Genomic DNA, 13,449 nt, shown 5'->3' with positions numbered 1-13,449 from the left:
GAGTGGGGGAGTGACGTCGGATGCGCCCGTTGCCGGGCTCGTGCTCGCCGCCGGTGGTGGCCGCCGGTACGGCATGCCGAAGGCCCTGGTCGAGTACGAGGGCACCCTGCTGGTCGAACGGGCGGTGCGGACGGCGGCCGCGGTCTGCGACCCGGTGCTCGTCGTCCTCGGCGCGCAGGCGGTCGACGTCTGGCGCACCGCCGACCTGACCGGTGCGACCGTGCTGGCCAACCGCGACTGGGAGACCGGGATGGCCTCGAGCCTGCGCACCGGGCTCGACGGGTTGCGCGGCTGGCCCGGTCGGGTCGACGCCGTGCTGGTGCAGTTGGTCGACATGCCGGGGATGACGCCGGCGGCGCTGGCCCGGCTGGCCGAGCTCGCGGCCCCCGACGCCCTGGCCGTCGCCAGCTACGACGGCGTCCGCGGCCACCCGGTGCTGCTCGGCCGCGAGCACTGGGCGGGGGTGGCCGGGACGGCGTCCGGCGACGAGGGCGCCCGCGCCTACCTGGCCGCCCACGACGTCACCGAGGTCGACTGCACCGGGCTGGCCGACCCCACCGACCTGGACGTCCCGCCGACGGCGTGACCGCCCGCCCGGGCCCGGCCGACGAGTACCTTTGCGGCCGTGGAGACGATCCTGGCCCGGGTGACCGAGGAGCCACTGTCGGTCGCCGAGCACGAGGCGGCCGTTGCTGACAAGGCGGCCGGTGCGGTGGTCTCCTTCGCCGGAGTGGTCCGCGACCACGACGGTGGCCGCTCGGTCACCGAGCTGGAGTACACCGGGCACCCGACCGCGCCGGAGCTGATCGCCGAGATCGCCGCCGAGTTCGCCGCCCGGCCGGAGGTGCAGGCGGTCGCCGTCTCCCACCGGATCGGCCTGCTGGGCATCGGTGACGTCGCGCTGGCCTGCGCGATCAGCGCCGCACACCGCGGCCAGGCGTTCACCGCCTGCGCGGAGCTCGTCGACGAGGTGAAGGCGCGGCTGCCGATCTGGAAGCGGCAGGTCTTCTCCGACGGCGAGGAGGAGTGGGTCGCCTGCCCGTGACGGGTGGGTCGGCTGTGACGTCGCTCCTTGCCCGCCGGCCACCGGCATGGCATAACTGACCGACTTGACTCCAAGCACGGGGCGAGTGCTCCTCCGGTGTGCCGCGGGTGGCGGAATGACCGGGAGGTCCCACATGCCCTGGCGGGCTGGTGAACGTGTCGTCGAGGCGATGCCCTCCGGCTTCTTGTCCATGGACGCCGACTGGCGGATCACCTACGTGAACCAGGCCGGGGTGGCGACCCTCGGCCTCTCCCGCGAAGAGCTGATCGGCCGGGACTTCTGGGAGGTCTTCCCGGCCAACGTGGACAACGAGTTCGGCCGGGCCTACCGGCGCGCGGTCGCCACCGGCGAGCCGGTCAGCGTGGAGGGCTTCTACCCGGCGCCGCTGAACCGCTGGTTCGAGGTGCAGGCGATCCCGGCCGAGGGTGGTCTGCTCTGCTACTTCTCCGACGTCACCGACCGCCGCACCGGCCGGGAGCGGCTGGCGATGATGGCCCGGGTCAGCGCCGAGCTGGCCGGCACCCTGGACGTCGACTCCGCGGCCGCCCGCATCCCACGGCTGATCGTCCCGGTGCTGGGCGACTGGTGCGTGCTGACCGTGCTGGACGACGACGGCCGCCCCCGGGACGTCGGCTGGTGGCACGTCGACCCGTCCCGTCGTGCCCTGGTGGAGCGCTACGCCGCCGTGCGGCTGACCTCCATGCCGGTCACCTCGCCCGTGGTGCGGGCGCTGCTCGGCGAGACAGTCGTCGCCGCCGCCGGTGACGTGGCCGCGCTGATGCCCGAGGGTGAGGCCCGGGACCTGCTGAGGCTGCTCGGGCCGCACTCCGGGGTGACGCTGCCGCTGCGCGGGCGGGGGCGGACGCTCGGTGCGCTGACGCTGTACTTCGACGGCGACCGCGTCATGGAGGAGGCCGACCTGGCCACCGCCCAGGAGGTGGCCGACCGGGCGGGCCTGGCGCTGGACAACGTGCGGCTGTTCTCCCAGCAGCGGCAGCTGGCGGAGGAGCTGCAGCGCAGCCTGCTCACCGGGGCCTTCACCCACGACCAGGCCGAGGTCGTCGTCCGGTACACCCCGGCCGCCGAGGCAGCCCGGGTGGGCGGCGACTGGTACGACGCCTTCCTGCAGCCGTGCGGGGCGACGATGCTGGTCATCGGCGACGTCGTCGGTCACGACACCGCGGCGGCCGCGGCGATGGGCCAGCTGCGTTCGCTGCTGCGCGGCATCGCGACCTACAGCGACGCGGGGCCGGGTGAGGTGTTGCGCGGCCTGGACGCGTCGATGGCCCAGCTGGACGTCGGCACCTACGCCACCGCGGCGGTGGCGCGGTTCGAGCAGACCCCCGACGAGCTGACCCGCGGGGTCACCCGGATGCGCTGGAGCAACGCCGGGCACCTGCCGCCGCTGGTGATCAACCCCGACGGCACCCTGGCCGCGCTGGCCGACTGGCGGGGCGAGCTGCTGCTCGGCGTCGACGCCGAGACCTCCCGCGGGGAGTCGGTGGTGACGCTGGACGGCGGGACGACGGTGCTGCTGTTCACCGACGGGCTCATCGAGAGCCGCGGCGGCGACCTGGACCAGGGCATGGCCCGGCTGCGGACGGCCGCGGCGGAGCTGGCCGACAGGTCACTGGACGAGCTCTGCGACGAGCTGCTCGACCGGCTCGTGCACGGCCAGCCCGAGGACGACGTCGCCCTGGTCGCCATCCGCCTGCGCGGGTAGCCGAGGGCGGCAGCCGGCGTCAGCGCGAGCCGGCGCCGGCCAGCCCGTCGTCGTCCCGATCGGAGCGCCGGGACTCCTCGCGCTCGGCGCGCTCCTCCTCGGCCTCGGCCTCGAGGCGGCGCGCCTCGCCGTCGATGGTGGCCGCGGCGTCGCCGTGGGACTCGCCGTAGACCTGTTCGGCGCGGCCGAACAGCTCCTCGACCTTGGCCTTGGCCTTGCCGAACACGCTCATGGTCGTCTCCTCATCCGCCGGCGAACGGGGGCAGGACGTCCACCACCGAGCCGGGCGCCAGCACCAACGCCCGGTCCCGGGTCGAGGTTCCGTCGACCAGGAAGGAGCAGGCGGTCAGCACCCGCTCGAACCGCTCGCCGTGCGCGTCGACGAGCTGGCCGACCAGCTCCGCCAGCGTGCCGGCGTCCCGCGTCTCGGTGTCGACGCCCACGGCGGCCCGGGCGCCCGCGAAGTACCTGACCGTGACCATCCTCAGCCGCCGATCGCCGACATCGGGCGGGACGGCTGCAGGAAGCTCGGGTCGTCGATGCCGTGCCCGGGCAGCTTGGACAGCGTCGCGATCCGCCAGCGGTCGGCGATCTCCGCGTCGTCGGCCCCGCCGCGCAGGGCGCTGCGCAGGTCGGACTCCTCGCGGGCGAACAGGCAGTTGCGGATCTGCCCGTCGGCGGTGAGCCGGGTCCGGTCGCAGGCACCGCAGAACGACCGGGTCACCGAGGCGATGACGCCGACGGTCAGCCCGGTGTCGTCGACCAGCCAGCGCTCGGCCGGGGCGGCGCCCCGCTCCTCGACGTCCGGCGTCAGCGTGTGCGTGGCGGTGAGCCGGGCCAGGATGTCCTCGGCGGTCACCATCTCCCCGCGCGTCCAGGCGTGGTGGGCGTCCAGCGGCATCTGCTCGATGAAGCGCAGCTCGTAGCCGTGCTCCAGGCAGTACTCCAGCAGCGGGACGGCGTCGTCCTCGTTGATGCCGCGCATCAGGACGGCGTTGACCTTGACCGGCGTCAGGCCGGCGTCCCGGGCCGCCTGCATGCCGGCGAGGACGTCGGGCAGCCGGTCGCGGTGGGTGATCTGCTTGAACCGCTCCCGGTCCAGGGTGTCCAGGCTGACGTTGATCCGGTCCAGGCCGGCGGCCGCGAGCGCCGGTGCCATCCGGGACAGCCCGATGGCGTTCGTCGTCAGGCTGACCTCCGGGCGGGGGCGCAACGCCGTGGTCGCCGCGACGATGCCGGGCAGCCCGGGCCGCAGCAGCGGCTCACCGCCGGTGAACCGGACCTCCTGGATGCCGAGGTGCTCCACGCCGATCCGGACCAGCCGGACGACCTCGTCGTCGGTCAGCTGCTCGACCTTGGGCAGCCACTGGAGCCCCTCGGGGGGCATGCAGTAGGTGCAGCGCAGGTTGCACCGGTCGGTCAGCGAGACCCGCAGGTCGGTAGCGGTGCGCCCGTGCCGGTCGACGAGCCCGCCGCTGCCCGGGGTCACCTGCGGGCGCACCCGCGGGTCGGGGAGGGGGCTGGAAGTCGTCACAGCCCGAATGTAATGGTGCAGGGCCGGTCTGGTCTCGCGGAGCGTCTCCCGTGGTGATCGGTGGTCGGGTGCACCGATGGTGCCGCCAGGACGGTGGCCGGACTGCTCTGGGCGTGTTCTCCCGGTGTCGGCGTGGGCCCATCCGGCGCGCGTGGTCCACGGGCGCCGGCCTCAGCGCGCCAGGAGTCGGACCATGACGTCGGCCACTGCAGCGCGATGGTCGTCCTCAGCGCCGGCTGAACGCCAGGCGACCACGCCGTCGGGGCGGACGAGCGTGGCGCCGGCCGGCCCGATGCCGAATGCCTCCGGGAAGCGGCCCTCCGGATCCTGGACGGCGCCGCCGGGGCTCACCCGGTACGCACGCAGGGGCAGATCTGCCGAGGCGGCGAGCTCCGCCGCAGCGTCGCACCACGACTGGCCGTCCGTGCCGGCGAGGAGAACGAAATCGCCTCCGAACAGGTCGAGGAGCGATGCCGCCTGGCCGTTCACCTCGACCGGGATGTGGGGAGCACGTGCTCCCGGCCGGCCGGAGGGCCGCCGGGGATCGACCAGCAGCGCCCCGTCGTCTTCTCCTTCGTCGGCCACGACCGCCGCGGAGCGATAGATCGGTCCGAGTTCGATCGAGGGGTCGTCGAGGGGGGCGGCGAGGTCTTCCCGCGGGAGGGACGGATCCACCCGGAGGACGTACCGGGTATAGGCCTGCTCGACGGCCAGATCGCTGACCGGGCGGCGCTCCTGGTCGAAACTCTCGAGCAGCCCTGCGCCGGCGATGCCGCGGGAGACCAGCGCCAGCCGCCACGCCAGGCCGTGCGCGTCGGCGACCCCGGTGTTCCCTCCGAAGCCGCCGGTGGGCGGCATGACGTGTGCGGCGTCACCGATCAGGAACACCCGGCGGTCCTGGAACCTAGCGGCGTGCGACGCCGCCGCCGTCCAGCGCTGCACGTCGTCGATGCGCACGGGGATGTCCGTGCGCCCCAGCGCCTGGTGGACGAGTTCCATGCATCGAGCTTCATCGAGGTCCTCGGCCACGTGGGTGTCACGCGTCCCGTCGGGATTCCTGGAGGCGAAGACAGCGAGGAATCCCGAGTCGCCGGTGATGGAGAACCGGAAAAAACCCAGCAGGTCCGGCTGGTTGATGTAGACCACGCTCATGTTCCGGTCGCCGAGGAGCTCCCGCATGTCGGCTTGGAAGTAGATGGTGATGCACTGGGCGAATGGCGGCCGGCCGACCATGTCGATACCGGACCGTGCACGGATGGGGCTGTGCGCGCCGTCGGCCGCGACCAGGTAGTCCGAGCGGACGGTGCACTCCCGCTCGTCATCCCGCGACCGGATGACGGACGTGACCCCGTCGTCGTCCTGCTCGAAGCTGACGAGCTCGGTGGCGTACCGGTGCTCGGCGCCGAGATCGCGAGCCCGTTCCCGGAGAACAGGCTCCAGGCCGATCTGGGTGATGAACAGCCGTCGAGTCGGGCTGAGCTCTTCGACCCCCTCGTTGAACGACCGGTAGAAGTACTGCATCTCCGGGCTGCTCAGCGTCGGCACGGAGACGATCGCACCGTTCTGGACGAACTCCTTCTCGGCGGCGGCCTCTACGGCTTCCTGCAATCCCACCCCCCGGAATATCTCCATGGTCCGCTGGTGGAACGAGGCTGCGCGCGGGTGCACGGCCGTGCCCCTGTGTCGTTCGACGAGGAGGTGTGGCACGCCCTGCGAAGCGAGGTACACGGAGGTGGTCAACCCGGTGAGGCTGCCCCCCACAACGAGAACAGGGACCTGGACATCGGGCACGGGGTAGTCCACTTCAACTCGGAGACGGTCGTGACCGATAACGGATGTTTGTCCGTATGCCGGTCGCCGCGAGGCCGTCCTCACTGTGGCCTGCGTCACGGATGGCTGTCAAGCAGGCTGCAAGCAGCCTCATCGAGCACGGCTGCAGGCCTTCATCCGGCGGTCAATCGTCCGCATGCCGAGCTGCTGGCCGTCTGACGATGCAGCGGGGGAGGGGGCCCGCCGTGGAGACGACATGGTCGCGGGATAGCAGGGGCGTCGGAACGACGGACGGTTGCGCGCGTGGACGGATGAATGCCGGGAAACGGGCTCCCGCTGCTACGTTCGCGGGGCCACCCGAGGGTCCGGCGGGCATCCCCGCACTCGCTCGTGGCCAGGAAGCGCGAGCAGCCGTGCACGTCAAGGTCCCCGTACCCCACGCCGTCTTCACCCCCTACGCCCGGCTCTTCACCGTCCCCGGGGCCCGGGCCTTCTCCCTCGCCGGCTGGTTCGCCCGGGTGCCGATGGCCACCGTGGGCCTCGGCTCGGTGCTGCTCGTCCAGGCGGAGTCGGGCAGCTACGCCCTCGCCGGGGCCATCGCCGGCACCCTGTCGCTCGCCTTCGCCGTCGCCAGCCCGCAGTGGGCCCGGGTGATGGACCGGTACGGCCAGAGTCAGGTGCTGCGCTGGACGGCGCTGGCCTACCTCGCGCTGGGGCTGTCGTTCGTCGGGGTGGTGGTGTCCGGCGCCCCGGTCTGGACGTGGTTCGCGCTGGCCGTGCTGGCCGGGGCGAGCGGCACCAGCATCGGCTCGGTGGTCCGCAGCCGCTGGGCGCACGCGCTGGACGACCCGGCCCAGCGGCAGACCGCCTTCGCCTTCGAGTCGGTCGCCGACGAGGTCGTCTTCGTCACCGCACCGCCGCTGGTCACCTTCCTGGCCGCGCTGGTCTCCCCGCCCGCCGGCTTCCTGACCGGGCTGCTGGTCGGGGTCATCGGCGGCCTGGTCATGTCCCGGCTGGAGGCGACCGCGCCGCCGGTCACCCCCCGGGTGGCCGGGCAGCCGCACGTACGGATCCGGGTGCTCACCGCGGGGCTGATCGCCGTCGCGGTCACCTACCTGGCCATGGGCGCGGTCTTCGGGGCGATGGACGTCGTCGTGGTGGGCTTCGCCGACGCGGAGGGCCGGCCGGCCGTCGCCGGGCTGGCGCTGTCGGCCTACGCCGCGGGCAGCCTGGTCGCCGGCCTGGTCTACGGCGTGGTCCGGTTGCCCGGCACGCTGGTGACCCGGTTCCTCGGCTGCGCGCTGCTGTTCGCCGTGGCCGCCCAGACGCTGTACCTGGTCAGCTCCCTGACGATGCTGATCGCGCTGGCCTTCCTGGCCGGCCTGACGATCGCGCCGGTGCTGGTCGCCGGGATGTCGCTGGTGGAGTCCCGGGTGCCGCGCGCGTCGCTGACCGAGAGCCTGACCTGGACGTCGACCGGCCTCACCGTCGGGGTCACCGCCGGATCGGCACTGGCCGGCACGGCGGTGGACCGGTGGGGTGCGGAGGGGGCGTTCGCCGTCCCGGCCCTGGGGGCGGCGCTCACCGGGGTGCTCGGGGTGGCCGCATGGGCGGTGCTCCGCCGGCCGACCGGGCTGGCCGCCGAGGTGGCCCCCGCGACCTCGCACTGACCGGCCCGCCCGGGGCCGCCGCCGTACCATCGGACAGACCGTCCGCGCCACCTGAGGAGACCCGGCACCACGATGAGCACCGTCCCGAGCACGGAGCTCCGTCCCGACGCCGCCACCGGTGAGGTGCTGGCGCAGGCCGCCCGGCGGCGGACGTTCGCGGTGATCAGCCACCCCGACGCCGGGAAGTCGACGTTGACCGAGGCCCTGGCGTTGCACGCGCGGGTGATCGGGCAGGCCGGTGCGGTGCACGGCAAGGCCGGTCGGCGGGGCACGGTGTCGGACTGGATGGACATGGAGAAGGCCCGCGGCATCTCCATCACCTCCGCGGCGCTGCAGTTCGAGTACCGGGACACGGTGGTGAACCTGCTGGACACCCCCGGGCACGCGGACTTCTCCGAGGACACCTACCGGGTGCTGACCGCCGTCGACGCGGCGGTGATGCTCATCGATGCGGCCAAGGGCCTGGAGGCCCAGACGATGAAGCTGTTCGCCGTCTGCCGGCACCGGGGCATCCCGGTGATCACGGTGGTGAACAAGTGGGACCGGCCGGGCAAGGACGCCCTGGAGCTGATGGACGAGGTCGCCGAGCGCACCGGCCTGGCGCCGACCCCGCTGACCTGGCCGGTGGGCATCTCCGGTGACTTCCGCGGGGTGCTGGACCGCCGCGACGGCACCTACCGCCGCTTCACCCGCACCGCCGGTGGGGCGACCATCGCCCCGGAGGAGACGCTCACCCCCGCCGCCGCCGAGGCCCGCGAGGGCATCGACTGGACCCGGGCGGTGGAGGAGAACGAGCTGCTGGACGCCACCGAGGCCGACCACGACCAGCAGCGGTTCCTGGACGGCGAGACGACGCCGGTCATCTTCGCCTCCGCGGTCTCCAACTTCGGCGTCGGCGCGCTGCTGGACGTGCTGGTCGACCTGGCCCCCGCGCCCGCGCCGCGGCCCGACGCCGAGGGTGCCCTGCGGCCGGTCGAGGCGTCGTTCAGCGCGTTCGTGTTCAAGGTGCAGTCCGGGATGGACGCCGCCCACCGCGACCGGCTGGCCTACATCCGGATCTGCTCCGGCGTCTTCGAGCGGGGCATGGTCGTCACCCACGCGACCACCGGCCGGCCCTTCGCCACGAAGTACGCCCAGCACGTGTTCGGCCGGGAGCGGGAGAGCGTCGACACGGCCTACCCCGGCGACGTCGTCGGCCTGGTCAACGCCAACGCGCTGCACGTCGGCGACACCCTCTACGCCGGCACGAAGGTCACCTTCCCACCGCTGACCACCTTCGCGCCCGAGCACTTCGCGGTGATGCGCGGCAAGGACACCGCCAAGTTCAAGCAGTTCCGCCGCGGGGTCGGCCAGCTCGGCTCGGAGGGCGTGGCCCAGGTGCTGCGCTCGGACCGCCGCGGCGACCAGGCGCCCGTGCTCGCCGTCGTCGGCCCCATGCAGTTCGAGGTGGCCGCCCACCGGATGGCCCAGGAGTTCGGCGCGCCGGTCGAGCTGGACCACCTGCCCTACCAGGTCGCCGTCCGCACCGACGCCGCCTCCGCCCCCGCGGTAGCCGCGGCACGTGGGGTCGAGGTCTTCGAGCGCGAGGACGGCGAGCTGCTGGCGCTCTTCATGGACAAGTGGGACCTGCGCTCGCTCCAGCAGCGCAGCCCCGAGCTGACGCTGGAGCCCATGGTGGCCGCACAGCTGAGTTGATCGACGGCAGGGCCGAGGCGACACACTGTCGCGATGACCACGCGCCAGTCCCCCAGCCACCCGGCTCCGCTGGACGCCGGCACCCGGGCGGCCCGGGCCGCCGGCAACGCCGGCGAGCCCACCGTCGAGTTCGCCGAGGCGACCCCGTACGAGCAGTACGTGGGCGTTCGCCAGCTGCAGGCGCTGGTGCGGCCGGTGACCGAGCACCCGGCCGAGCCGGCGTTCCTGGTGGTCACCCAGGTGATGGAGCTGTGGTTCACGCTGCTGCGCCGGGAGTGGGAGCTCGGCCAGCGGCAGCTGCGGGCCGACGACCTGGACGCCGCGATCGGCTCGATCCGCCGGTCGGTGCACCACCTCCGGTCCCTGGACGCCACCTGGGGCTCGCTGCTCTGGCTCACCCCGGCGGAGTTCAACGGCTTCCGTGACCAGCTGGGGGAGGCGTCGGGCTTCCAGTCCTACGAGTACCGGCACGTGGAGTTCCTGCTCGGGCTCAAGGCGGAGTCCGTCGTCCGGCCGCACCGCGGGCTGCCGGTGGTGCACGCGGACCTGCAGCGGGCGCTGGCCGCGCCGTCCCTGGAGGACGACGTCCTGGCGTACCTGGCCCGCCGCGGCCTGCCGGTGCCGGCCACCGTGCTCGAGCGCGACCGCACGGTGACCCACGAGCCCGATCCCGCCGTCACGGCGCTGTGGGCCGAGGTCTACACCGACCCGCGTCCGGGCAACGAGCTGTTCACCCTCGGCGAGGCGCTCACCGACGTCGCCGAGGTGTTCACCACCTGGCGGCAGCGGCACGTCACCGCCGTCCGCCGGGCGATGGGCGCCAAGCCCGGCAGCGGCGGTTCGGCCGGCCTCGCCTGGCTGAAGCGCAGCGCCGCCCGGGTGGTCTTCCCGGACCTGTGGGCCGCCCGCACCGTGGTCTGAGCCGCATTCCCGGTCCATCGGTGAGATCAGTCGCGGGTAGCGACCGTGAGCCCGGGTAGGGGTGTGACAGGCCGGTCGCGCCCCATGAGGTCGCGCGCCGCCACCCATACCGTCCGACGCTTGGAGGACCCCCCATGGCCACCGTGCCCACGATCACCCTGAACAACGGCGTGCAGATCCCGCAGCTGGGCTTCGGCGTCTTCCAGATCAAGCCCGAGGAGACCGTCGAGGCCACCCGCACGGCCCTCGAGGTCGGCTACCGGCACATCGACACCGCCGAGATGTACGGCAACGAGGCCGAGGTCGGCGAGGCCGTGCGTCAGTCCGGCGTGCCGCGCGAGGAGGTCTTCGTGACCTCCAAGCTCAACAACGGCTTCCACGCCCGCGACGACGCCCTGAAGGCCTTCGACGGCACCATGGACGCGCTGGGGTTCGACTACCTGGACCTGTTCCTCATCCACTGGCCGCTGCCGGGCATCGACGTCGACTACGTCGAGACCTGGAAGGCGATGGAGGAGATCTACCGCTCCGGCCGGGTCAAGGCCATCGGCGTCTCCAACTTCAACGCCCACCACCTGCGCCGGATGTTCGGTGAGACCGAGATCCGCCCGGTGGTGAACCAGATCGAGGTGCACCCCTACTTCGCGCAGAACGACCTGCGGGCGTTCAACGCCGACCACGAGATCCGCACCGAGGCCTGGGCACCGATCGCGCAGGGCAAGGTCCTCGACGACGCGACCCTCATCCGCGTCGGTGAGCGGCACGGCAAGAGCCCGGCCCAGGCCGCGCTCCGCTGGGCGATCCAGCGCGGCGACATCATCTTCCCGAAGTCGGTCACGCGCGCCCGGGTCGAGCAGAACTTCGACCTGTTCGACTTCGAGCTCACCGACGACGACATGCGCGAGATCGACGGTCTCGACCGCGCCGACGGCCGGAACGGCCCGAACCCCGACGAGTTCAACTACATCCCCAGCTGATTGAAGGACCCCGCTGCCCCCCACCGCTCGCAAACTCGCGGCGGGCCCCTGCAGCGGGGCCGCTCCGGCACGTCACCACGCTCGGGGTGAGCCTCTGGACGGGGCCTGGCGCTCCAGCGGGTGGTCAGCGGCCGTCGTCCTCTCGGGGACGGCGGCCGCTGGCCTGTCCGGGGCACTGCACGCCGTTCGGTCGCGGTGCACGTGCCGCAGCCCGTGCGATGCGTGCAGAACGCGTGCAGAGTGCCGCGACGACACTCAGTGGGGTGCAGCGGTGAGCAGTGCGGCCCGGACGACGGCGAGCACGGTGTCCCGGTCCACGCCGTCCTCCTGCGCGGTCCGGGCCAGCTCGGCCGCCAGTGCGCGCACCCGCTGCTCCCCCGGCGCCGGCGCGGCGGCCCCGCCGGTGACCACGGTGCCGGTGCGGCGGCGGCTGGCCACCAGCCCGGCGGCCTCCAGCTCGGCGTACGCCCGGGCCACCGTGCCCGTGGCCACGCCCAGGTCGGCGGCGAGGGCGCGCATGGTGGGCAACCGGGCGCCGTCGGCGAGCACCCCGCTCTGCACGTACGTCGCGATCTGGCTGCGGATCTGCTCGTAGGGCGGCGTCGGACTGACGACGTCCACCGTGATGTCCAGCCCCATGGACGTCAGACGGACGCCGGCTGGTCCGCCGGCACCCCGGGCGCGCGGACGAAGCCGACGACGAGGCCGGCGAGCGCGGTCAGCAGGCCCGGCAGGGCGCCGGCCCACCCGGGCAGGGGCAGTGCGCCCACGTTGGACGCCGCCATCCCGCCGACGAGCAGGAGGCCACCGGCCACCACCAGGGTCGCGGCGACGGCCGCCCGGAGCACCCGGTGCGCCGAGGCGCGGCGGAGTGCGCCCTCGATCCGGTCGTCCTCGGTGGCGACGGCGGGCCGGTTGGCGACCACCCACAGCGCGCCGGCGGTGACCACGGCGAGCACGAGCAGGCCGATCGCCGCCGGCCGGCCGTAGAAGAGACCGGGGAACGGGCTGGCCGTCGACCAGGCCGGGTTGCCGTAGGCCGTGGAGCCGTGGGTCACCCGCCGTCCGGTCTCGTCGGCCAGGAGGGCGCCGCCGGCGAGGACCGCTGCGGTGAGCCCGGCTGCGGTGGCGGCCGTGCGCACCAGCCAGCGGGGCGCCGCGTCGAGCGCACCTCGCCGCACCAGTCGCGCCCGCCGTACCTCGCCCTGCGGCCGGGGCCAGGTCAGCTCTCCCGCGGCCAGGACCAGGGTGTGCACGATGCCGAAGACGATCGGGACCAGCAGGGCCGTGATCCCCAGGCCGCCGGGGGAGGTGTTCCCCACCTCGCGAGCCGCGGTGGCCAGGGCGGCGACGGCCCCCAGTGCCACGGCCGCGACGGAGGCCGAGCGGGCGTGCCGGCGGGCGGCCGCGACCGAGGCCTCCCGGCTGGGCGGTGACCGGCGGACGATGCCCACGCCGAGCGCGACGGCGCCGGCCAGCACCAGCACGGTGAGCAGCGGTACCAGCGCCACGACGGCCTCCATGAGTCATTGAATCAAGTGATTGACACAATGACGCACGGTGGCGCCGTGCACAAGCCTGCCGCCGGAGGCGTTCCGGCTACTCGGTGGTGACGAAGTCGATGAGCTCCTCGACCCGGCCGATCAGCGTGGGCTCCAGGTCGGTCCAGACGCTCACCCGGGCCAGGATGCGCTGCGCCCAGACGTAGCCGGTGTCGTCCTCCCAGCCCAGCCGCTTGCAGACGCCGGTCTTCCAGTCCTCGCCCTTGGGGACCGTCGGCCAGGCCTTGATGCCGACCACCGAGGGCTTGACGGCCTGCCAGATGTCGATGAAGGGGTGCCCGACGACCAGGGCGTGGGCGCCGGTGATCTGGGCGGCGATCCGCGACTCCTTGGAGCCGGTCACCAGGTGGTCGACGAGCACGCCCAGGCGCCGTCCCGACGACGGGCGGAACTCCTTGACGATCCCCGGCAGGTCGTCGACGCCGTGCAGCGGCTCGACGACGACCCCCTCGATGCGCAGGTCGTGGCCCCAGACCTTCTCCACCAGCTCGGCGTCGTGCTTGCCCTCCACGTAGATCCGTCCCTCGCGGGCGACCCGTGCACGCGCGCCGA

General features: G+C 73.4%; 14 protein-coding genes. 7 read left to right on the top strand and 7 right to left on the bottom strand.

Going from position 1 to position 13,449, the window contains the following annotated elements; genetic code table 11:
- Nucleotides 1-10 precede the first annotated feature (10 nt).
- The 3 genes from G5C62_RS08625 to G5C62_RS08615 all read left to right on the top strand — a co-directional run bounded on the left by G5C62_RS08625 (nt 11) and on the right by G5C62_RS08615 (nt 2,768).
- Nucleotides 11-586: an NTP transferase domain-containing protein gene (locus G5C62_RS08625; RefSeq protein ID WP_036335331.1), complete on the top strand. Its 576-nt coding sequence runs from the start codon at nt 11-13 to the stop codon at nt 584-586.
- A gap of 39 nt (nt 587-625) precedes the next feature.
- The gene (locus tag G5C62_RS08620; protein WP_241175789.1) at nt 626-1,045 is read left to right on the top strand and encodes a molybdenum cofactor biosynthesis protein MoaE; all 420 of its coding nucleotides are present in this window, start codon (nt 626-628) and stop codon (nt 1,043-1,045) included.
- Nucleotides 1,046-1,160: 115 nt separating this feature from the next.
- Complete coding sequence (locus G5C62_RS08615; protein ID WP_164700660.1) at nt 1,161-2,768, top strand: SpoIIE family protein phosphatase; 1,608 nt, start codon at nt 1,161-1,163, stop codon at nt 2,766-2,768.
- A 19-nt stretch (nt 2,769-2,787) separates the two neighbouring features.
- Here the strand turns inward: G5C62_RS08615 and G5C62_RS08610 are convergent, their stop codons facing one another.
- From G5C62_RS08610 to G5C62_RS08595, 4 genes are all read right to left on the bottom strand, one after another.
- Entirely contained in the window at nt 2,788-3,000 is a 213-nt protein-coding gene (locus G5C62_RS08610) for a hypothetical protein (protein WP_164700659.1), read from the bottom strand.
- 10 nt (nt 3,001-3,010) lie between these two features.
- Complete coding sequence (locus G5C62_RS08605) at nt 3,011-3,250, bottom strand: MoaD/ThiS family protein (RefSeq protein WP_164700658.1); 240 nt, start codon at nt 3,248-3,250, stop codon at nt 3,011-3,013.
- A 2-nt stretch (nt 3,251-3,252) separates the two neighbouring features.
- Nucleotides 3,253-4,302 (bottom strand): GTP 3',8-cyclase MoaA, encoded by a 1,050-nt coding sequence (gene moaA / locus G5C62_RS08600; RefSeq protein ID WP_206330535.1) that lies wholly within the window; start codon nt 4,300-4,302, stop codon nt 3,253-3,255.
- Nucleotides 4,303-4,473: 171 nt separating this feature from the next.
- Nucleotides 4,474-6,093 carry an FAD-dependent monooxygenase gene (locus G5C62_RS08595; RefSeq protein ID WP_277424762.1) on the bottom strand — a complete coding sequence of 540 codons (1,620 nt, stop codon included), beginning with the start codon at nt 6,091-6,093 and terminating at the stop codon, nt 4,474-4,476.
- 392 nt (nt 6,094-6,485) lie between these two features.
- Here G5C62_RS08595 and G5C62_RS08590 point away from each other — a divergent pair, with 392 nt between their 5' ends.
- The 4 genes from G5C62_RS08590 (at nt 6,486) to G5C62_RS08575 (ending at nt 11,335) form a co-directional block, all read left to right on the top strand.
- The gene (locus G5C62_RS08590) at nt 6,486-7,742 is read left to right on the top strand and encodes an MFS transporter (protein ID WP_241175787.1); all 1,257 of its coding nucleotides are present in this window, start codon (nt 6,486-6,488) and stop codon (nt 7,740-7,742) included.
- 72 nt (nt 7,743-7,814) lie between these two features.
- Nucleotides 7,815-9,437 (top strand): peptide chain release factor 3, encoded by a 1,623-nt coding sequence (locus G5C62_RS08585; protein ID WP_164700655.1) that lies wholly within the window; start codon nt 7,815-7,817, stop codon nt 9,435-9,437.
- Nucleotides 9,438-9,470: 33 nt separating this feature from the next.
- Nucleotides 9,471-10,358: a tryptophan 2,3-dioxygenase gene (locus G5C62_RS08580; protein WP_164700654.1), complete on the top strand. Its 888-nt coding sequence runs from the start codon at nt 9,471-9,473 to the stop codon at nt 10,356-10,358.
- A gap of 134 nt (nt 10,359-10,492) precedes the next feature.
- A complete protein-coding gene (locus tag G5C62_RS08575) occupies nt 10,493-11,335 on the top strand; it encodes an aldo/keto reductase (RefSeq protein ID WP_164700653.1) in 843 nt (280 codons plus the stop codon).
- 255 nt (nt 11,336-11,590) lie between these two features.
- Here G5C62_RS08575 and G5C62_RS08570 read toward each other — a convergent pair whose 3' ends face one another.
- The 3 genes from G5C62_RS08570 to G5C62_RS08560 form a co-directional block, all read right to left on the bottom strand.
- The gene (locus G5C62_RS08570) at nt 11,591-11,956 is read right to left on the bottom strand and encodes a GntR family transcriptional regulator (protein ID WP_206330534.1); all 366 of its coding nucleotides are present in this window, start codon (nt 11,954-11,956) and stop codon (nt 11,591-11,593) included.
- Nucleotides 11,957-11,979: 23 nt separating this feature from the next.
- Nucleotides 11,980-12,846, bottom strand: coding sequence for a hypothetical protein (locus G5C62_RS08565; RefSeq protein WP_164700651.1), 867 nt, complete (start codon nt 12,844-12,846; stop codon nt 11,980-11,982).
- Nucleotides 12,847-12,934: 88 nt separating this feature from the next.
- Nucleotides 12,935-13,449 (bottom strand): DUF3097 family protein (locus G5C62_RS08560; protein WP_164700650.1); only part of this gene is annotated, 515 nt, incomplete at its 5' end.

The sequence above is a fragment of the Modestobacter sp. KNN46-3 genome (assembly GCF_011039295.1).
The sequence above is the reverse complement of the archived record's forward strand: the minus strand, read 5'-3'. Positions and strand labels throughout refer to the sequence as shown.